This is a genomic window from Mediterraneibacter flintii, from assembly GCF_055387595.1.
Genome location: NZ_AP031405.1, coordinates 1,626,159 through 1,645,987 on the forward strand (window position 1 = coordinate 1,626,159; position 19,829 = coordinate 1,645,987).

The window sequence follows — 19,829 nt, forward strand, 5'->3', positions numbered from 1 at the left end:
AGATGGCAGCAAAAAATATTATGATAGTAGGCGTCGGCGGACAAGGAACACTGCTTACGAGTCGGATTTTAGGAGGGCTTACGATTGCAGGCGGATATGACGTAAAATTATCAGAGGTACATGGAATGGCACAGCGAGGCGGAAGTGTTGTTACATTTGTACGTTATGGGGAAAAGGTAGCTGAGCCGATAGTGGAAGAGGGGCAGGCAGATGTTATTATTGCATTTGAACGGTTGGAGGCGCTTCGGTACGCACATTTTCTGAAAAAAGACGGGGTGCTGATCATCAATGATTGGCGTATTGATCCTATGCCGGTTGTAATCGGAGTGGCAGAATATCCGCAGGGAATTATAGAGAAGCTTGAGAAGGAGCATAAAGTTTATAAAGTGAATGCCACAGAAGAATCCAAAAAGCTGGGAAATCCGAAAGTGTTTAATTTAATTGTTTTAGGGGTTGCTGCACAGCATATGGATTTTACAAAAGAGCAGTGGTATGACGTAATTGAAAAGACAGTACCGCCCAAAACAATAGAAATTAATAAAAAAGCGTTTGATGTAGGGTATCATTTATAATAAAAAAGAAGGCAGGTGAAAGGATGATTAAACAGATTTCAGTATTTGTAGAAAATCAGCCGGGAAGTATGATGAAAGTAACATCTGCCCTGGTTGAGGCACACATTAATATTCGGGCGATTTCTACGTTTGATACACCAGAATTTGGAATTATGCGTTTGGTCGTAGACAAGCCAAAAGAGGCAAAGGAGTATTTGACAAAGAGGGGATTTGTAGTACGTGTCAGCGAGGTGATTGGAGCAGAATTAAAAGATGAGAAGGGAAATTTGAATCAGATGCTTACAATTCTGGCAGAAGGAAAGATCAATATCAATTATATCTATTCTTTTGTGATTCGTGCTGGCAAGGCACCGGTAATGGTGTTTCACACCGATGATTTCAGTCGGGCTGAGGAAGTGTTAAAAGCAGCGGACGTCAGGATTGTGGAAGAGGACGGGCTGGATTAAAATAAGAAAATATCAACAGATAAGGAGTAAAAAAAATGGCAGCAGTATCGTTGGAGAACTGGAAGGAACGAATCAGAGATCCGAAAATTGAGTGTATGAGCAGTGATGAAATGACGCATCTGCAAAGTGAACGTCTTGTAGATGTGGTAAACAGAGCTTACCGCAATGTGGAATTCTATCATAAAAAGATGAAGGAGCAGGGAGTGGAACCTGGAGATATAAAAGGAATTGAGGATATTCATAAGCTCCCATTTACGACCAAAGAAGATTTGAGAGACAACTACCCCTTTGGACTTCTGGCAATTCCGAAAAAGGATGTTGTACGAGTGCAGGGAACATCTGGAACGACAGGAAAACTTACCATTGCACCCTACTCTAAAAAAGATGTGGAAGTGTGGGGAGAATGTGTGGCCAGATGTCTTACAATGGCAGGTCTTACGGCGGAGGATATACTCCATGTTTGTTATGGCTATGGACTGTTTACGGGTGGACTGGGTTTGGATTACGGCGCGCAGGCACTCGGTGCGATGGCGATTCCGATGTCTGCCGGAAATACAAAAAGACAGATGATGTGTATGGAGGATTTGGGAGCAACCGCGTTTGCGTGTACACCGTCCTATGCGCTTCATCTCGCTGAGTCTATGCAGGAGGCAGGTGTTGTAGAGCGCTTGAAAATCAAAGCAGGAATCCACGGAGCAGAGCCCTGGACGGTAGAGATGCGCAAGAAGATTGAAAGTATTCTTCATATCAACTGTTTTGATATTTATGGATTGTGTGAGATTTCTGGGCCTGGCGTAGCGCAGGATTGTATTCACCACGAAGGACTGCATGTACATGCAGACTATTTCTACCCAGAAGTGCTAAATCCATCTACACATGAAGCATGTGGAGATGGGGAGACGGGAGAGCTGGTATTTACAACACTGGCGAAGGAGGCGATGCCGCTTATCCGGTACCGCACAAAGGATTTGACAAGTATGAATCGCAGCAGATGTAAATGCGGAAGAACACTGCCGCGTATTTCTAAATTTACGGGACGTACAGATGATATGAAAGTCATCAGAGGAGTAAATGTATTCCCAACACAGGTAGAGACAGCACTTTTGAGTATGGGTGGAGCAGTAGCACCACACTATATGATGATTGTGGACAGAGAAGACAACATGGATGTACTGACAGTTATGGTAGAAGTCGATGAGAGTATGTTCTCTGATGAAATCCGTAAACTGGATGCACTGCGTGACAAGATTGGAGCAGTATTAAAACAGGCATTGGGTGTGTCCGCGCGTGTGAAGCTGGTAGAGCCAAAGACGATCCAGAGAAGCGAAGGCAAAGCAGTGCGTGTAATTGACAACCGGAATCTGTAGGAAAGAGAGGAAAAGACAATGGGTATCACAATTCAACAATTATCTGTATTTCTGGAAAACAGGGAAGGCAGGCTAGATGAGGTGTTGTCGGTGCTTGCAGGAAATGAGATCAATATCGTGGCATTGAGTCTGGCGGATACGTCAGACTATGGAATGCTTAGAATGATTGTGTCTGATCCAAATAAAGGCAAAGCAGTGCTAAGAGATAACGGCATTACGGCGATGCTTACGGATGTGGTGGCGCTGCGCGTACCGCATGAGACAGGCTCCTTAAGCAAGGCAATGCACCAAATTGTGGAAGGAGAGGTAAACATAGAGTATATGTACGCTTTTGCAAATGGAACGGACGCATCCGCCGTACTAAAAACCGATGATCCTGCCAGAGTCGTGGACATTCTAAGAGGCAGTGGATTTGATGTGTGGGAAGCATCTGAAGCATATGTTTCCAACATCCGTGAATAAATAAAAGGAATTGGAAAAGAGCCGTACGCACGATAAATTCGTGCGGCGGCTCTTTTTTTAATCTCATTTCTCTGTATTGCTTTTAAATATTAAATCCACAATTTATATATTAAAAGGTACATAAAAAAATCTGATTAAAGTTTTACTACGTTTGTTGCCTGAGGTCCTTTGGCGCCTTCTGTCACTTCGAATTCAACAGCCTGGCCTTCTTCTAAGGATTTGAATCCGTCCATAACCAATCCGGAATAATGTACGAATACATCATTTCCTTCGGAATCGGAAATAAATCCATAGCCTTTTTGGTTGTTAAACCATTTCACTGTACCTGTCATTTTGTTGTCCTCCATAAAAATTGAAAATAATATAGTTCTATATCGTTTTAACTTTGAAAAACGATACTGTGTCAGTTTAGCATGTTTAACAATAAAAGTCAACGGATTTATTGAAGGTTTCGTAAAAGTATACAAAAAGTGTCGAAAGACAGTGCTTTGCCTGGATTTTTAAGCCTGAAAAGAGTTATAGACGGGGTGAATTTCCTATAAGTTCATATAGATGAAAATGGAAATGTATGTTTGTGCGTGGCTGAATTTGGAATAATTTGATTGAATATAGAAGAAAGTGATTGACATTGGTTGGAAATGAGTGTATCTTATAATTAGAAAAAGAAAGAAGGTGGCGTTATGTTGACAGAAGAGCGATTTTCAGAGATTTTAAAAATCGTAAATGCGAGAAAATCAGTGACAGTCCAGGAATTAAAAGAAATGCTTGAAACCTCAGAATCTACTATACGAAGAGATTTGACAACACTTCATAAAAAGAAGCTTTTAAAGAAGGTTCATGGAGGCGCTACAGCGATCGGGATGAACTATGAAACAAAAGATATGACGGTGGCATCGCGAATGGATATGAGTTCTGAGGAAAAGGAACAGATTGGAAAATATGCTGCACAGCAGATTCAAAAGGGAGATTTTGTTTATCTGGATGCAGGGACAAGTGTCAGCCATATGGTGGAATATATCACCGAGACAGACGCTGTCTATGTCACAAACGGTATTTCCAATGCCCAGCAGCTTTCGAAAAAAGGGTGTCGTGTATTTTTGCTCGGAGGGAGATTTAAAGCTGCTACAGAAGCCACTGTAGGGACAGAAACGATCAGGAGTCTGAAAAAATACAATTTTACAAAAGGCTTTTTCGGAACGAATGGGGCGGACAGGGAACATGGATTTACAACACCGGATGAAAGTGAAGCGGCAACAAAGGAGACGGCAATGCAGCGCTGCCGACAGAAATATGTGCTTGCTGATACGACAAAGATAGGAAAGATTTCCTCCGTACAATTCGGGGAATTTGAAGAGGCATTTATTATTACTACAGAAATTCAGGATGAAAAGCTGAAAAAAGAAAAGAATATAATTGAGGTGAAGAAAAAATGATTTATACAGTTACATTCAATCCATCTTTGGACTATGTCATACAGATAGAGAATATGGAGCTGGGCCGGATCAACCGGACAAAAAAAGAGAACATTTATCCGGGCGGGAAGGGAAACAATGTATCGGTCATTCTGTCAAATTTGGGGCTTGAAAACAGGGCGCTTGGATTTAAAGCGGGCTTTACAGGGGAAGCAATGGAGGAAATGTTAAAAGAATATGGATGCCAGACAGACTTTATTTCACTGCCGGAGGGAAATAGTCGGATCAATGTCAAGATAAAATCGGATAAAGAAAGTGAAATCAATGGACAGGGGCCTGAAATATCAAAGGAAGCTGTGGAGCAACTGTATACAAAATTAAAGAGCCTGACTCCGGATGATGTTCTTGTATTGGCGGGCAGCATCCCAGATACGCTTCCTAAAGACGTATATGAGCAGATTATGGGATGTCTGACTGAAAAAGAGGTACGTGTTGTGGTGGATGCAACAGGAGAGCTTTTAAAAAAGGTATTGAAATATAACCCTTTTCTCATCAAACCTAATCAGTATGAATTAGGAGAGCTGTTTGGAGTCAACATTCAAACAGAGGAAGAAATCATTGAGTATGCAGGAAAACTACAGAATATGGGCGCGGTGAATGTACTGGTTTCTTTGGCTGAAAAAGGTGCGCTTTTATTGTCAGAGGATGGAAAGATCAGGAAAATGAAGCCGCCTAAGGGAAAGGTAGTAAATTCGGTAGGAGCAGGAGACTCTATGGTAGCTGGCTTTCTGGCAGGATATTTGAATACAAAGGATTATGAGAAGGCACTGGAACTTGGGACTGCGGCGGGAAGTGCCACAGCGTTTGTTTCCTGGCTTGCGACAAAGGAAGAAATTATTGGAAAACTTGTAAGACCGGCATCTGAATATGGATTATAGGGAGGAGAAAGTGATGAGGATTACAGATTTGTTGAAACCGTGTAGTGTAGAATTAAATGGGACGGCTTCCTCAAAAGAAGAAGTTATCTGTAAAATGGTAGATCTGATGGCGGAGGCTGGAAATATCAGCGATAAAGAAGCATACAGGGCTGGTGTCTTTAAAAGAGAAGAAGAAGGTACGACGGGAATTGGAGAGGGAATTGCAATACCACATGCCAAGACAGAGGCAGTAAAAGCGCCTGGTCTTGCGGCGATGGTACTTCGAGATGGCGTGGACTATGATGCGTTGGATGGCGAGCCGGTACATCTGATTTTTTTGATTGCTGCGCCGAATACAAAAGATAACGTGCATCTGGAGGTGTTAAGCCGCCTTTCCATGCTCTTGATGGATGAAGGCTTTAAAGAGCGTCTCATAAACGCAGAAAGCGTAAAAGAATTTTTGGAATATGTGGATCAAGCTGAACATACAAAGGCAGAAGAAAATAAAGAAAAAGAGGCGCCTGCACAGGGGTATCAGATACTCGCTGTTACAGCATGCCCGACTGGAATTGCACACACATATATGGCGGCAGAAAGCCTGGAAAATGCTGCAAAAGAGATGGGATGCAGTATCAAAGTAGAAACCAATGGTTCCGGCGGAGATAAAAATGTCCTGACAGCCGAAGAGATTGCCCAATGTACGTGCATTATTATCGCCGCGGATAAAGATGTAAAAATGGCAAGATTTGATGGAAAACCAGTGATTGTGACAAAGGTGGCAGATGGAATTCATAAACCAAAGGAGCTGATAGAAAAAGCATTGAGTAAAACGGCGAGTATCTATCATAGTAGTGGGACAGATAAGAGTGAAGCCGGAAGTATCGGAGAGGAGAAGCTGGGGAGAAAAATATATAAGGCACTGATGAATGGAGTGTCTCATATGCTTCCATTTGTAATTGGCGGTGGAATTCTGATTGCACTTTCTTATATCTGCGACAGTGCAAATGCAGGGACAGAGGTCTTTGGAACAGGAACGGAACTGGCGAGGTTCTTTAATTTGGTTGGAAATGTATCCTTTGGGATGATGTTTCCTATTTTAGCGGGCTATATTGCAATGGCGATTGCGGACAGGCCTGCCTTGATGCCGGGAATTGTCGGGGGATTACTTGCAAAAGCCGGCACTTCGGTGGCTTTGCCGGAAGAACAATGGATTTCCTCTGGCTTTTTTGGAGCTTTAATTGCAGGTTTTCTGGCAGGGTTCTTCATGCTCTTGATAAAAAAGCTCTTAGAAAAGCTTCCGCGTGCACTGGAGGGAACAAAGCCGGTACTCTTATATCCGTTTTTAGGAATACTGTTTATGGGTGCTGTGATGATTTTTGTCGTAAATCCTCCAGTGGGGGCGTTTAATACGTGGCTGAATGACGGTCTTTCGAGTATGGGAGAGGGAAGCAGGATACTGCTGGGACTTCTCTTAGGAGGAATGATGGCGATCGATTTTGGAGGACCTTTTAATAAGGCGGCATATGTATTTGGGACAGCGTCTATTGCGAGTGGACAGTTTGATATTATGGCGGCAGTTATGGCAGGAGGAATGGTACCTCCGATTGGAATCGCTTTGGCGACAACATTTTTCAAAAATCGTTTTACAAAGAATGAACAACAGACAACAGTGACAAACTATATTATGGGGCTTTCATTTATTACAGAAGGTGCGATCCCATTTGCAGCGGCAGATCCGCTTAGGATCATACCGCCGAGTATTGTAGGCGCCGCAGTGGCAGGAGCGCTGTCCATGGTATTTGAGTGCGGATCGCGGGCGCCTCACGGAGGAATTTTTGTAATTGGAATTATGGATCATGCGCCGATGTTTCTGGCAGCAGTTTTAGCAGGGGCGGTGGTCAGCATGCTTGGCATTGTTTTATTAAAAAAACCTATAAAAGTAGAGAAAACGCAGATTGAAAAACAATAGAACATGGTATATACTTAATTCATAATTACCATATCAAGGAGGAAATGAAAAATGAAAGAATTCAAATATGTGGTTACAGATCCGGAAGGAATCCATGCAAGGCCGGCAGGGATACTTGTAAAACAGGCAGCAGGTTATCAGTGCGATGTAAAAATTGCAAAGGGAGATAAAAAAGCAGACGCAAAGAGAATTTTCGGAGTTATGGGGTTAGGTGTTAAGACTGGGGAAGAAGTGACGATCTCCGCAGATGGAGCAGATGAGGACAAGGCGATTGAGGAGCTGGAGGCATTCTTCAAAGAGAATTTATAAAAGCAGATAAAAGAATCAGCGCTGTGAAAGAAAGTGTGTAGGTTTGAGAAGAGCAAATTCAAAACTTACACACTTTTTATTGTGCGGGAAACTTCGTTCCCTATACAATAAAACATGCACACTGCAGAAAAAAATGAACCTCATACAAAGTTATGGCGAATATAGGGTGAACAGGCAGTGGAGGTGAAACGGTGAATGCAAGAGAAGTGGAAAAATGTATAGACGATTTCGGTACAGACATATATAGATTTTGCTTGAAACTCTGCGCGGACAAGACAGATGCCGAGGATTTATATCAGCAGACTTTTTTAAAAGCATTAGAAACAGACTGGACACTTGACTGGGAGAAAAATCCGAAAGCGCTGTTTTTCTCTCTGGCATATAACCTTTGGAAAAGTGACAGGAGAAAACAGGCGCGCAGGAACAGGATTGCCCCTTGCAGCAGCTATGAAGATGAAATAGAAACAGCAGTACATTGTGAAGAAAATATTGAAGAAAGCTATCTTCAAAAGGAATTTGTTACGGAAGTCCGTCAAATCATACAGAATCTTCCGGAAAAATTTCAAGTACCATTGATATTATTTTATTTTTCCGATTGTTCCATAGAGCAAATAGCGATGATTATAAAGAAACCGCCTGGTACTGTGAAAAGCCGATTGTTCAAGGGAAGAAACTTAATTAAAAAAAGATTGGAGGATGCTGGTTATGAAAGATAATCGTTCCGATATAGAAATGGAAGAAGCTATTCGGGCTTCTATGAAAATGACAGATATTCCGGCACCGGAGCTGGATAAGAAACTCAAAGTGGCTTTGTACCAAAAAGAAGCCATCCTGCAAAAACAACATGCCGTGCATAAAGTATCGCTTTGGTATCTGCCAATGGTTTTGAATTTGTTAACCTTTTCTCTGCTGGCTCTTTTGGCCCTGTTGATGATTGAAAATATATATGTATCTTACCTTGTCGCCGGTATCTGTCTCTATGTGGGAATGGCTGGCATATTGCTTACCATAGCAGGAGTAAAAAAAGCGAACATAAAAGAGGATATTACAATACGCATTGAGAAACGAGGTGTATGTGTATGAAGCATGTGAAAAAGAAGAAACTTCTGTTTTATATTGGGATTCTGGTTATTTTATTACTGCTCTTTCTCAGGTTTGGCTTGTATTATCTGAAAAGTGATGGTTTTAGTGGACTTTCCATGTTACTTCCTGTGCTGCTGTTCTGCTTTCTCTTTTTCGCGGCATGCACCGCGGCTTTTTTTGCGGCATGGGTGTATCAGGACTGCAAAAAACGTAAGGCTGACCCTGTATTATGGGTGGTTGTAGTTTTTGTAGCTACGCCCTTTATCGGATTACTGATTTATTTTCTGCGCCGTCCGGAAATCAAAACGATATGTCCGGCTTGCGGCCAAAGAATTTCAGTCAAGGCAAAGTATTGTGAGGAGTGTGGAACATATATTGAAAAGGAGGAAAATGATAGTATGGTTAAAGAAGGAACACATCACTTAAAATTTATTGCTGCGGGTATTGCGAGTATGGTGCTTATGCTGGTATGCCTGACAGGGTTTGTTGTTAGTGTGGCTGCGGGAAAGGGGATTAATACGAATGTGGCTTCCAGTGAGAGGGTCTGGAATATGGGGGTGATCACTATGGAGTACAGCACTTATCTGGACGGGGTATGGAATCTGGATTTTAAGAGCGCCAGCAATGGTTTTGTGGAAGAACAGAATATGATGATTACGGATGCAGACACGCAACTGCTTTACGCAGACATTTCCTGCGGTACGGTGCCAGATGGAGCAACACTTGTCTTGTGGCTGGTGCAGAAAGATGTGGTAAAATCTATAGATGTTACAAATCTTGACAAACCATTGGAATACCCTTTGCATGAGTTTGAGAATGGAAAGGTTCATGTCAGACTGCAAATCAATGGTGTGGAGAATACTGTTTCAGAAATATCTATTCAATAATCAGTAAAGCAGTGGCGGTTCGGTAATGACGAACCGCCTTTATTATTATTAAGAAGCTCCTTTCCCTATACAATAAAACCCTCCGGGGATGCATAGCGCGCAAGTGGAAAATAGCTGCTCACTTAGCCGCGCTTCAGTGCGAGAATACGCAAAGCACGTTCTGCTTTATATAAGATTTAAAAATGCATTTTAAGTTCTTGTAATTTGACAAGGCTTGTGATATTATAAAAACAGAACATATGTTCTGTATAAAACGGAGGGACTGGGATGTACGATAAGATTCAAGAAAAGATGTCTATTTATGATAAATTGCATATATTGTCTGACGCGGCAAAATATGACGTGGCATGTACCTCCAGTGGTGTAGACAGAAATGGAGACGGCAGAGGAATGGGAAACTGCAGCAGTGCGGGGATTTGCCACAGCTTTTCTGCGGATGGAAGATGTGTATCTCTGCTGAAAATTTTGTTTACAAATGAGTGTATTTATGACTGTAAATATTGTATTAACAGAGCTTCGAATGATGTGCTTCGCACCTCTTTTACACCGGAGGAGGTATGTACGCTTACGATGGAATTTTACCGCAGAAATTATATTGAAGGTCTGTTTTTAAGTTCTGGGGTATTGAAGAGCCCTGATTATACAATGGAGCTGATTTATGCGACATTGTACCAGTTGCGGCATGTGTATCATTTTCAGGGGTATATCCATGTAAAAACGATTCCGGGAGCAGATGCAGAAATCATAAAGAGAGTTGGATTTCTGGCAGACAGGATGAGTGTGAATCTGGAATTGCCTACAGCCGAAGGGCTGAAGCTGTTGGCGCCGCATAAAAACCGGAGGAATATTCTGGCTCCTATGCGGCTTGTACAGAATAAGGCGAATGAGAACAAACAGGAGATTGCCTTGTACAAAAACACGCCGCAGTTTGTTCCGGCGGGACAGAGCACCCAGATGATTATTGGAGCAACGCCGGAGACGGATTTTCAGATTTTGAATGTAGCGGAATCTTTATATAAGAAGTTTGAACTAAAACGAGTATTTTATTCTGCTTTTGTGCCGGTGAATAAAGAGTGTTCTCTGCTTCCTAAGCGGACGGAGGAGGGGCCGCCTCTGCTAAGAGAGCACCGACTGTATCAGGCGGATTGGCTGCTGCGTTTCTATCATTTTGAGGCACAAGAATTGCTGGATGAAAAGAACCCTAATTTTAATGTTTTTCTGGATCCAAAATGTAACTGGGCACTGAAGCATCTGGAGTATTTTCCAGTAGAGGTAAACCGAGCTGATTACAGAATGTTATTAAGAGTACCGGGAATTGGATGCAAGTCGGCGTCCAGGATTGTGAAGGCGCGAAGGTTTGGAAATTTGCGGTTTGAGGATTTAAAGAAAATGGGGGTGGTGCTCAAGCGGGCGCTCTATTTTCTGACATGCAGCGGAAAGATGTTATATCCTGTGAAAGTAGAAGAGGATTATATTACAAGGAATCTTCTGCGTACAAAGGAGAAACTGCCGGACAGCATGACATACCAGCAGTTGTCTCTGTTTGACGACATGGGATTTGGAGAAAAACAGGCAAGGCAGATTGTCAGCCAGTCGTAAAAGAAAAGTGAGGCAGACAAAGTGAGAACGATTAGAAAAATAGAAGGAGGTGCCGGACAAATGACAGATGTCTATCTGTGCTGTGATACGATAACGGGACTGTATTCCGCTATTTATGACGCCTGGAGAGAACACCGGGAAGGAGAGGCAAAGATCGCGGTGCAGGGGAATATGGAGCCGGAGCTATTCTGTGAATACCAGGAAGTAAAAGAGTCTCAGAAAAAAGCGCGGGCAGTAGAGCAGTTGATTCGCGTGAATCTTGGAGAGGAGGCTTATAAGGAACTGTATTACGCCCTTTTATCAAAAGATGCCGGCAAAGGAAATGCAGTGTTTTGGACAATGCAGGAAGCAAGGAAATTAAAAGACAGCAGAAAAATCATGGAACATCTGGATCATCCTGCTGTGGCAAAGGTATTTGAACTGAGTAGAAATGTTGCGAATGAAGCCCATTGTTTTATTGAATTTATAAGATTCAGAGAACTGAAAAACGGGATTCTTTTTTCGGAAATAGCGCCCAAAAACCAAATACTGACTTGCATAGGGGAACATTTTGCCGACAGATTTCCTCTGGAAAATTTTATGATTTTTGACAAAACGCATCAGGTGTTTCTGGTACACAAAGAGAAAAGTCCCTGGTATCTTCTGTGGGGAGAAGTTCCAAGCGAAGAGGCAATCCACTGTGTCTCAGACAAGGAATTAGAATATGAAAAACTTTGGAAAAACTTTTTTCATACCATAGCTATCGAGGAACGTAAAAATCCGGCTTGCCAAAGGAATCATCTTCCTGTGCGCTATCGTGCGGATATGCTGGAATTTGGCGAATGAAGGAAAAGATTGGTCTTGTGCCGTCAAATGAGGTATAATAGACTGCATGGAAAAAGAAAAAATAATGAAAATATCAGTCCGCAGTCTCGTAGAGTTTATTTTGCGGGAGGGGGACATTGACAACCGAATATCAGGCGGAATGGAAAAGGACGCAATGCTGATGGGAAGCCGTCTTCACCGAAAGATTCAAAGGAGGATGGGATCGGATTATCACGCAGAGGTGAGCTTGAAAATACAGGTGCCCTGTGAGGGATTTCTTTTGCAGGTGGAAGGCAGAGCAGATGGAATTATAAAGAAAGAAGATACAGACGAAGTTACAGTAGATGAAATCAAAGGTGTCCTAAGAGACTTAGAATATCTTACTGCACCGGTTGGAGTACATCTGGCACAGGCAAAGTGCTATGCCTATATGTATGCGAAACAGGAGGCATTAAAAAAGATATACGTCCAGATGACATACTGCCATCTGGAAAGTGAAGAGCTGAAACAGTTTACAAGGGAATATTTGTTTGAAGATTTGGAGGAATGGTTTCTAAGTCTGGTTGGGAAATATGAAAAATGGGCAAAATTTCAGATTATGTGGAGGGAAAAACGAAATACGTCTATTCAGGGGCTTATCTTTCCTTTTTCCTACAGAGATGGACAGAGAGAATTGGCCTACAGTGTGTACCGGACGATCCTGCGCAGAAAAAAGCTGTTTATTCAGGCGCCTACCGGAGTGGGGAAGACAATGGCCGCTGTATTTCCGGCTGTAAAAGCAGTGGGGGAAGAACTGGGGGAGAAGATTTTTTATCTTACTGCGAAAACGATCACGCGGACAGTCGCAGAACAGGCATTTTTGACCTTAAAAGATCAGGGGCTCTCCTGTAAAGTGCTCACACTGACTGCCAAGGAAAAAATTTGCTTCATGGAACAGACAGTCTGTAATCCGGAGGCCTGCCCTTATGCAAAAGGGCATTACGATCGTGTCAACGACGCTGTGTTTGACCTGCTTACCGCACAGAGCACATTCACACGAGGCGTACTAGAAGAGCAGGCGCAAAAATACAGAGTATGTCCCTTTGAAATGTCTCTGGATATATCCAATTGGGTGGATGCGGTGATCTGTGATTATAATTATGTTTTTGACCCGAACGCGCATCTGAAGCGGTTTTTCTCTGAAAGTACAAAAGGAGAATACCTCTTTTTGATTGATGAGGCACATAATCTGGTAGAACGAGGGCGAGAAATGTACAGTGCAGTCCTGTACAAAGAGGACTTTCTTTTGGCGAAACGCCTTGTTAAAGGGGAGGACAGAAAGCTGCACGGAAGGCTTGGAGAGTGCAACAGGCTTCTGCTTGCCTTGAAAAGAGAATGTGAAAATTATGAAGTTTTAAACAGTGTTTCTCATATTGTGTTGAAGCTGATGAATCTAATGTCAGAGATAGAACGATTTCTTGAAGAATGTAGTGATGAGGAGAAACGGGAAAAAATTTTAGAACTTTATTTTCGGGCGCGGGATTTTGTCAATATACATGATTTACTGGATGAAAATTATGTAATCTATACAGAACTGGAACCAGACGGAAGATTTAAGCTTAAGCTGTTCTGCGTAAACCCGTCGGTGAATCTTGCCTCTTATTTAGAACAAGGGAACAGCACGATATTCTTTTCTGCCACATTGCTTCCTGTCAATTATTATAAGAAGCTGCTCAGTGTGGAAGAGAAGGATTACGCGGTATATGCAAAATCTTCTTTTCCAGAGAAAAATCGGCTTCTTTTGCTGGGAACGGATGTAAGCACAAAGTATACTATGCGAGGAGACGTGATGTATGAAAGATTTGCCGATTATATTTTGAAAATGGCAGAATCGCGGAAGGGGAATTACATGGTCTTTTTTCCTTCCTATCGTTTTCTAGAAGATGTCTATGAAAGATTTGCAGGAAGAACGGCAGATAGGCCAGAACTGGAGAGTATCATACAGTCTCCCTATATGGGGGAAGAACAAAGAGAACAATTTCTTGAGAAATTCGAAGAAGACAGGGAGACGACATTGATTGGGTTTTGTGTCATGGGCGGCATTTTCTCTGAGGGGATCGATCTGTCCAGAGACAAACTAATCGGCGCTGTTATCGTTGGAACCGGATTGCCGCAGGTATGCAACGAGCGAGAGATATTAAAACAATTTTTTGACAAAAGAAATATGCGGGGGTTTGACTTTGCCTATCTATATCCGGGAATGAATAAGGTTCTGCAGTCGGCAGGAAGAGTGATTCGCACAGAAAAGGACAAGGGGGTTATCCTTCTGCTGGACGAACGGTTTCTGGGAAGTCGGTATCAGGAAATTTTCCCGCGGGAATGGAACCAATACCAAACATGCAGCCTGGAAAATGTAGAAGGACTGGTCAGAAACTTCTGGGACAGCCGAGACTAGGAAGAAAAATAGCTTAAGAATTCCTGGGCTGCTTTGGAAAGAGGAATCTGTTCATTGTACGCGATTACCAGTTCTCTTCCAGGCAGCTCTTCTTTTGTTTCCACAATGAACAGTCCGGACATATTGCCTGCGATACAATAGTCTGGAAGAAAGGCAATGCCAAGTCCGATCCGCGCCAGATCGATAAGCAGATCGTTGCTTGTCAGCTCGATCTCCGGCACAAGATCCAGCTGATGCTGCTGAAAGAGCCGGTGGAGAAATTCATTGGTGGTACTATTTTTATCCAGCATTAAGATTGGATAATGAGAGAGCTCTCTTAAGGTAAGCCGTTCATTTTTCAGGCTCTTAAAAGCGTCTCCTGCAATAAAGATATCGTGAAATGTCTTTATTTTCTGGATAGAGGAGACATTACTTAAATAGGTGTTTGGATAATTTACCACAATTAAATCTACCTGCCCATTTTCTAAAAGCTCCACACATTTGACGGAGGTCTGGTTTATAACTTTGATATGGGCATTAGGAAAAGACTTGTGAAAACGTTCCAGATAAGGGACAAGAAAATACCGGCAAATGGTGTCGCTGGCGCCAATGCGGATTTGCCCGCCGGTAGACGCCGCATCCAAAAGCTGTGCTTCTCCGCGCTGAATCAGATGCATGGCAGGCTCAATGTGGCGCAGAAGAATTTCCCCTTCAGGGGTGAGCTGTACCCGTTTTGTACTGCGGATAAAAAGCGTCTGATCCAGTTTGCGTTCCAGTGTCTTGATGGACTGGCTGACTGCGGACTGGGAAATAAAAAGAAGCTTAGACGCCTCGGAAAAGCTTAAGGTAGATGCCACGTGAAAAAAAACTTTATATAATTCATAATTGATGTCCATTCATTAGACCTCCTAATAAGTACTGCTTGTATTATAAGGTAAAAATGGATGAATTACAATGTGAAATTTGATATGATAGAAAAAACGGGAAAGGATAAGGACATGAAAAAACTACACTGGTTTCTGGGAATTCTATGTTCTTTTTCATTGATTGTTATTTTGCTGATTTCAAGCTTTGAAGCGGCAATGTATGCAGATTTTGGATTTTATGAAAAGGAATATGAGAAATATGATGTACTGCCTGAGCTGGACATGGAGATGGACGACGTAATGTATGTAACCCGGGAGATGATGGCGTATCTTAAGGGGGACAGAGAGACTCTGGAGGTCTATACGACAGTGGAAGGAAGAGAGCAGGACTTTTTTAATGAACAGGATCGCTTCCATATGGCAGAGGTAAAGGAGCTTTTTATCGGAGGACTACATATCAGGTGGGGAGCTCTGGCAGTGGCAGCAGTATGTCTGCTCTTGCTGCTTTGTATGAAGGCAAGGTTAAAATTTTTGCTCTGTCGTTCGTACCAGATTGCACTTGCGGTGTCAGGCGGACTGACACTGCTTCTGGGAATTGCCGCTGCGGTTGATTTCAATGCCGTATTTATAAAATTTCATCATATCTTTTTTGACAACGATCTTTGGCTGTTTGATCCTGCAGAAGACTATATGATTCGCATGTTGCCGGAAGGATTGTTTGCAGACATGCTTGGACGAATTGGAATTTTGTTTGGAGGAGGACTATTGCTCCTTCTGGCGGTGAGTATTTTATTAGGAAGAAAGAAAAATTAATTGTACTTATTAATTAGTTTAATTATATTAATTGTACTAATGAGAATGAGTATGGTAGGATAGAAAACAGGAACTATGGGTGTGAAAAATACAGCAGGACGATTTTAAGAAGCTTTTAGAGTCTGGGAGAGAAAAGGAGAGAATGTATGAGCAATGTAAGACGGGTATATGTGGAAAAGAAGCCAGAATTTGCCGTTCAGGCAAAGGAACTGAAACATGAAATCAAACACTATCTCGGGATTGGTACAGTGACATCCGTTCGTGTGCTGATTCGATATGATGTAGAAAATATTTCGGAGGATACGTTTCAAAAGGCCTGCCAGGGTATATTTGCAGAACCACCTGTAGATGTACTCTATCAGGAGAGCTTTCCGCGAAAAGAAGGAGACTATATCTTTTCTGTTGAATATCTGCCGGGACAGTTTGATCAAAGGGCAGATTCTGCAGAGCAGTGTGTCCAGTTTATCAAAGAAGAGGAAAAACCGGTGATAAAAACTGCGGTGACATATGTGTTGGAGGGAACTCTTTCTGAGGAAGAGCTTGCCGCTGTAAAAAATCACTGTATCAATCCAGTAGATTCCAGAGAGACAGGATTAGACAAGCCAGAAACACTTGTAAGTGTATTTGAAGAACCAGAAGATGTAAAGATATTCGAAGGCTTTAAAGATATGCCGCAGGAGGAGCTAAGAGAGCTGTATGCTTCTTTGAATCTGGCCATGACATTTAAGGATTTCCTGCATATCCAGACGTATTACAGCACAAAAGAGCACAGGAATCCTACTATGACAGAAATACGGGTATTAGATACGTATTGGTCCGACCACTGCCGGCATACAACCTTTTCAACAGAATTAAAAGAGATTGCTTTTGAGGAAGGCGATTATAAGGAACCCATTGTGAATACATATAAGCAGTATCTAAAAGATCACAGTGAGATATTTGCCGGAAGAGAGGATAAGTTTATATGTCTGATGGATTTGGCTCTGATGGCGATGCGAAAGTTGAAAAAAGAAGGAAAATTAAAGGATCAGGAAGAATCCGAAGAGATCAATGCCTGCAGCATTGTTGTGCCAATTCGGGTGGATGGTGTGGAAGAGGAGTGGCTGATTAACTTTAAAAATGAGACACACAATCATCCCACAGAGATTGAGCCATTCGGAGGTGCGGCAACCTGTCTTGGCGGTGCAATCCGCGATCCGCTTTCAGGACGTACGTATGTATATCAGGCGATGCGCGTAACTGGCGCGGCAGATCCGACAGTTTCAGTAAAACATACACTGAAAGGAAAGCTCCCGCAGAAAAAGCTGGTAAGAGGCGCCGCCCATGGATACAGCTCTTATGGCAATCAGATAGGGCTCGCGACCGGAGGGGTCAAAGAAATTTATCATCCGGATTATGTTGCAAAACGTATGGAAATCGGAGCTGTTTTGGGAGCTGCACCGCGGCGCGCGGTTATTCGTGAAACTTCCGATCCGGGAGATATTATCATTCTCTTGGGAGGAAGAACCGGAAGAGACGGATGTGGAGGAGCTACAGGATCTTCAAAGGTACATACAGAAGCATCTATTGAGACATGCGGCGCAGAGGTACAGAAAGGAAATCCACCTACAGAGCGCAAGATACAGCGTTTATTCCGCAGAGAGGAAGTAAGCAGGCTAATCAAAAAGTGTAATGATTTTGGCGCAGGCGGCGTCTCTGTGGCAATAGGAGAATTGGCAGATGGACTGCGGGTAGATCTGGACAAAGTACCGAAAAAATATGCAGGTCTGGACGGAACAGAGATTGCAATTTCTGAATCCCAGGAGAGAATGGCTGTTGTAGTAGACAAAAAGGATGTAGAGCAGTTCCTTATGTATGCAAAGGAAGAAAATCTGGAGGCAACCGAGGTGGCAGTTGTGACAGAGGAACCGCGTCTGGTGCTTGTATGGCGTGGAAAAGAGATTGTAAACATATCCCGCGCATTTTTGGATACGAATGGAGCACATCAGGAGACAAGCGTGGAGGTAGAAATACCGGCGCGCAAAGACAGCTTATTCGTGAAAAAGGAAGTGAAGGATGTAAAAAAAGAATGGCTGCGTACTTTGAGTGACTTAAATGTGTGTTCCCAGAAAGGGCTGGTAGAAATGTTTGACGGCTCTATCGGGGCCGGCTCTGTCTTTATGCCTCACGGAGGAAAGTATCAGATGACAGAGACGCAGGCAATGGTGGCAAAAGTACCGGTACAAAACGGAAAGACGGACAGCGTCTCTATGATGAGCTATGGATTTGATCCATATCTGTCCAGTTGGAGCCCGTATCATGGCGCTGTTTATGCGGTGACAGAATCTGTGGCAAAGATAGCAGCGGCAGGCGGAGACTGCCGGAAGATACGCTTTACTTTCCAGGAATATTTCCGCAGGATGACAGAAGATCCGAAGAGATGGAGCCAGCCATTTGCAGCACTTTTAGGCGCGTATGCGGCACAGCTTGGATATGGGCTTCCTTCCATAGGCGGAAAAGACAGTATGTCGGGTACTTTTCAGGATATAGATGTGCCGCCGACATTGGTTTCCTTTGCAGTAGATATGGCGGTAGAAAAAGAGATCATTACACCAGAGCTGAAAAAGGCAGGGAATAAATTAGTATGGATGCGCATAGAAAAGGACGAGTATGAACTTCCGGTGTACAGTCAGGTGATGGGAGCATACGGGAAAATCACCGAGGATATTCACAGCGGCCGGATTGTATCTGCGTATGCACTGGACCGTCATGGTGTGATTGCGGCAGTCAGTAAGATGGCATTTGGAAACGGATTGGGGATAAAACTGGAACACAGCATGGATGCGGGAGAGATGTTTTCTCCTGCGTTTGGAGATATTGTTGCAGAAGTTCCGGCAGAGCAGGTAGGAAATCTTTGTATTTCGTACACTGTGATTGGAGAAGTGACACAGGAGAAAAAATTCACATACGGCAGTACAGAGATTTCTTTGGAGGAAGCACAAGAGGCATGGACAGGAACACTTGAAAACGTATTTGCGACAAAAGCTTCAGATAATACAGAAGTAATAGAGGAGAAACTTTACCGGACATCAGACATTCATATATGCAGCCACAAGATCGGACAGCCTACTGTATTTATTCCAGTGTTCCCGGGAACAAACTGTGAGTATGACAGCAAAAAGGCGTTTGAACGTGCGGGAGCAAAGGTGATAACGAAAGTATTTAAAAATTTAGATGCAAAGGATATTCGGGATTCTGTGGCAGAGTTTGAAAAAGCAATCAGACAAGCGCAGATGATCATGTTCCCTGGCGGATTCAGCGCGGGAGATGAGCCGGACGGCTCAGCGAAATTCTTCGCAACGGCATTCCAGAATGAGAAGCTCAAAGAAGCGGTGGAAAAACTACTCGGTGAAAGAGACGGGCTGGCGCTGGGTATCTGTAACGGTTTCCAGGCACTTATTAAACTAGGGCTGGTACCAAATGGGAAAATTACCGGACAGACAGAGGAGTCTCCTACACTTACTTATAATACTATCGGCCGGCATATTTCCAAAATGGTCTATACGAAGGTTGTCACTAATAAATCGCCATGGCTTATGAAGGCACAGCTGGGGGGAGTATATACAAATCCGGCATCCCACGGCGAAGGAAGATTCGTGGCGAGCGAGGCTTGTATTAAGAGCCTGTTTGAGAATGGACAGGTGGCGACGCAATATTGTGATTTAGAGGGAAAGATTCGTATGGATGAGGAATGGAACGTCAATGGGTCTTACTGCGCTATTGAAGGAATTACAAGTCCTGATGGAAGAGTGCTCGGAAAGATGGCACATTCTGAAAGACGGGGAGACGGTATTGCAGTAAATATTTACGGAGAGCAGGATATGAAGATCTTTGAGTCCGGAGTAAGCTATTTTAAATAAGAGACAGTAAC

Annotated in this window: 18 protein-coding genes; 16 read left to right on the forward strand and 2 right to left on the reverse strand. The window is 43.1% G+C overall.

Going from position 1 to position 19,829, the window contains the following annotated elements; all coding sequences use genetic code 11:
* Nucleotides 1-2: 2 nt before the first annotated feature.
* The 4 genes from ACZ5C4_RS07640 to ACZ5C4_RS07655 are packed head-to-tail and all read left to right on the forward strand — an operon-like array spanning nt 3 to nt 2,847.
* Nucleotides 3-572 carry an indolepyruvate oxidoreductase subunit beta gene (locus ACZ5C4_RS07640; protein WP_186874945.1) on the forward strand — a complete coding sequence of 190 codons (570 nt, stop codon included), beginning with the start codon at nt 3-5 and terminating at the stop codon, nt 570-572.
* Nucleotides 573-595: 23 nt separating this feature from the next.
* On the forward strand, nt 596-1,018 hold the full coding sequence (locus ACZ5C4_RS07645; RefSeq protein WP_464520476.1) for an ACT domain-containing protein: 423 nt from the start codon (nt 596-598) through the stop codon (nt 1,016-1,018).
* A 35-nt stretch (nt 1,019-1,053) separates the two neighbouring features.
* Nucleotides 1,054-2,385, forward strand: a complete 1,332-nt coding sequence (locus tag ACZ5C4_RS07650) for a phenylacetate--CoA ligase family protein (protein ID WP_464520477.1) — start codon at nt 1,054-1,056, stop codon at nt 2,383-2,385.
* 18 nt (nt 2,386-2,403) lie between these two features.
* Nucleotides 2,404-2,847 (forward strand): amino acid-binding protein, encoded by a 444-nt coding sequence (locus ACZ5C4_RS07655; RefSeq protein ID WP_464520478.1) that lies wholly within the window; start codon nt 2,404-2,406, stop codon nt 2,845-2,847.
* 134 nt (nt 2,848-2,981) lie between these two features.
* Here ACZ5C4_RS07655 and ACZ5C4_RS07660 read toward each other — a convergent pair whose 3' ends face one another.
* A complete protein-coding gene (locus ACZ5C4_RS07660; protein WP_004840409.1) occupies nt 2,982-3,179 on the reverse strand; it encodes a cold-shock protein in 198 nt (65 codons plus the stop codon).
* Nucleotides 3,180-3,527: 348 nt separating this feature from the next.
* On the opposite strand from ACZ5C4_RS07660, the gene ACZ5C4_RS07665 reads away from it, so the two are divergent.
* From ACZ5C4_RS07665 to ACZ5C4_RS07710, 10 genes are all read left to right on the forward strand, one after another.
* Nucleotides 3,528-4,280, forward strand: a complete 753-nt coding sequence (locus ACZ5C4_RS07665; RefSeq protein ID WP_464520479.1) for a DeoR/GlpR family DNA-binding transcription regulator — start codon at nt 3,528-3,530, stop codon at nt 4,278-4,280.
* Entirely contained in the window at nt 4,277-5,197 is a 921-nt protein-coding gene (gene pfkB / locus ACZ5C4_RS07670) for a 1-phosphofructokinase (protein ID WP_464520480.1), read from the forward strand. The genes ACZ5C4_RS07665 and pfkB overlap by 4 nt, the downstream gene beginning before the upstream one ends.
* A gap of 13 nt (nt 5,198-5,210) precedes the next feature.
* The gene (locus tag ACZ5C4_RS07675; RefSeq protein ID WP_464522318.1) at nt 5,211-7,145 is read left to right on the forward strand and encodes a PTS fructose transporter subunit IIABC; all 1,935 of its coding nucleotides are present in this window, start codon (nt 5,211-5,213) and stop codon (nt 7,143-7,145) included.
* A 51-nt stretch (nt 7,146-7,196) separates the two neighbouring features.
* On the forward strand, nt 7,197-7,454 hold the full coding sequence (locus ACZ5C4_RS07680) for an HPr family phosphocarrier protein (protein ID WP_186874938.1): 258 nt from the start codon (nt 7,197-7,199) through the stop codon (nt 7,452-7,454).
* A 191-nt stretch (nt 7,455-7,645) separates the two neighbouring features.
* On the forward strand, nt 7,646-8,170 hold the full coding sequence (locus tag ACZ5C4_RS07685; RefSeq protein WP_464520481.1) for an RNA polymerase sigma factor: 525 nt from the start codon (nt 7,646-7,648) through the stop codon (nt 8,168-8,170).
* Entirely contained in the window at nt 8,160-8,537 is a 378-nt protein-coding gene (locus ACZ5C4_RS07690) for a hypothetical protein (RefSeq protein WP_464520482.1), read from the forward strand. The genes ACZ5C4_RS07685 and ACZ5C4_RS07690 overlap by 11 nt, the downstream gene beginning before the upstream one ends.
* A complete protein-coding gene (locus ACZ5C4_RS07695; RefSeq protein WP_464520483.1) occupies nt 8,534-9,424 on the forward strand; it encodes a zinc ribbon domain-containing protein in 891 nt (296 codons plus the stop codon). The genes ACZ5C4_RS07690 and ACZ5C4_RS07695 overlap by 4 nt, the downstream gene beginning before the upstream one ends.
* 267 nt (nt 9,425-9,691) lie before the next feature.
* On the forward strand, nt 9,692-11,023 hold the full coding sequence (locus ACZ5C4_RS07700) for a putative DNA modification/repair radical SAM protein (RefSeq protein ID WP_464520484.1): 1,332 nt from the start codon (nt 9,692-9,694) through the stop codon (nt 11,021-11,023).
* Between the two features lie 21 nt (nt 11,024-11,044).
* Nucleotides 11,045-11,848 carry a TIGR03915 family putative DNA repair protein gene (locus tag ACZ5C4_RS07705; RefSeq protein ID WP_464520485.1) on the forward strand — a complete coding sequence of 268 codons (804 nt, stop codon included), beginning with the start codon at nt 11,045-11,047 and terminating at the stop codon, nt 11,846-11,848.
* 46 nt (nt 11,849-11,894) lie between these two features.
* Entirely contained in the window at nt 11,895-14,261 is a 2,367-nt protein-coding gene (locus ACZ5C4_RS07710) for an ATP-dependent DNA helicase (RefSeq protein ID WP_464520486.1), read from the forward strand.
* On the opposite strand, the gene ACZ5C4_RS07715 is transcribed toward ACZ5C4_RS07710, so the two are convergent.
* Nucleotides 14,258-15,136 carry a LysR family transcriptional regulator gene (locus tag ACZ5C4_RS07715; RefSeq protein WP_464520487.1) on the reverse strand — a complete coding sequence of 293 codons (879 nt, stop codon included), beginning with the start codon at nt 15,134-15,136 and terminating at the stop codon, nt 14,258-14,260. The genes ACZ5C4_RS07710 and ACZ5C4_RS07715 overlap by 4 nt on opposite strands.
* Nucleotides 15,137-15,238: 102 nt before the next feature.
* Here ACZ5C4_RS07715 and ACZ5C4_RS07720 point away from each other — a divergent pair, with 102 nt between their 5' ends.
* On the forward strand, nt 15,239-15,919 hold the full coding sequence (locus ACZ5C4_RS07720) for a TIGR01906 family membrane protein (RefSeq protein WP_464522319.1): 681 nt from the start codon (nt 15,239-15,241) through the stop codon (nt 15,917-15,919).
* A gap of 146 nt (nt 15,920-16,065) precedes the next feature.
* Nucleotides 16,066-19,818, forward strand: a complete 3,753-nt coding sequence (locus tag ACZ5C4_RS07725; protein ID WP_464520488.1) for a phosphoribosylformylglycinamidine synthase — start codon at nt 16,066-16,068, stop codon at nt 19,816-19,818.
* The last annotated feature ends 11 nt before the right edge of the window (nt 19,819-19,829 follow it).

Excerpts from the sequence above, each read along its gene's own strand:
- ACZ5C4_RS07640 (WP_186874945.1), top strand. The coding sequence starts at position 3 with ATGGCAGCAAAAAATATTATGATAGTAGGCGTCGGCGGACAAGGAACA.
- ACZ5C4_RS07645 (WP_464520476.1), top strand. The coding sequence starts at position 596 with ATGATTAAACAGATTTCAGTATTTGTAGAAAATCAGCCGGGAAGTATG.
- ACZ5C4_RS07650 (WP_464520477.1), top strand. The coding sequence starts at position 1,054 with ATGGCAGCAGTATCGTTGGAGAACTGGAAGGAACGAATCAGAGATCCG.
- ACZ5C4_RS07655 (WP_464520478.1), top strand. The coding sequence starts at position 2,404 with ATGGGTATCACAATTCAACAATTATCTGTATTTCTGGAAAACAGGGAA.
- ACZ5C4_RS07660 (WP_004840409.1), bottom strand. The coding sequence starts at position 3,179 with ATGACAGGTACAGTGAAATGGTTTAACAACCAAAAAGGCTATGGATTT.
- ACZ5C4_RS07665 (WP_464520479.1), top strand. The coding sequence starts at position 3,528 with ATGTTGACAGAAGAGCGATTTTCAGAGATTTTAAAAATCGTAAATGCG.
- pfkB (WP_464520480.1), top strand. The coding sequence starts at position 4,277 with ATGATTTATACAGTTACATTCAATCCATCTTTGGACTATGTCATACAG.
- ACZ5C4_RS07675 (WP_464522318.1), top strand. The coding sequence starts at position 5,211 with ATGAGGATTACAGATTTGTTGAAACCGTGTAGTGTAGAATTAAATGGG.
- ACZ5C4_RS07680 (WP_186874938.1), top strand. The coding sequence starts at position 7,197 with ATGAAAGAATTCAAATATGTGGTTACAGATCCGGAAGGAATCCATGCA.
- ACZ5C4_RS07690 (WP_464520482.1), top strand. The coding sequence starts at position 8,160 with ATGAAAGATAATCGTTCCGATATAGAAATGGAAGAAGCTATTCGGGCT.
- ACZ5C4_RS07695 (WP_464520483.1), top strand. The coding sequence starts at position 8,534 with ATGAAGCATGTGAAAAAGAAGAAACTTCTGTTTTATATTGGGATTCTG.
- ACZ5C4_RS07700 (WP_464520484.1), top strand. The coding sequence starts at position 9,692 with ATGTACGATAAGATTCAAGAAAAGATGTCTATTTATGATAAATTGCAT.
- ACZ5C4_RS07710 (WP_464520486.1), top strand. The coding sequence starts at position 11,895 with ATGGAAAAAGAAAAAATAATGAAAATATCAGTCCGCAGTCTCGTAGAG.
- ACZ5C4_RS07715 (WP_464520487.1), bottom strand. The coding sequence starts at position 15,136 with ATGGACATCAATTATGAATTATATAAAGTTTTTTTTCACGTGGCATCT.
- ACZ5C4_RS07720 (WP_464522319.1), top strand. The coding sequence starts at position 15,239 with ATGAAAAAACTACACTGGTTTCTGGGAATTCTATGTTCTTTTTCATTG.
- ACZ5C4_RS07725 (WP_464520488.1), top strand. The coding sequence starts at position 16,066 with ATGAGCAATGTAAGACGGGTATATGTGGAAAAGAAGCCAGAATTTGCC.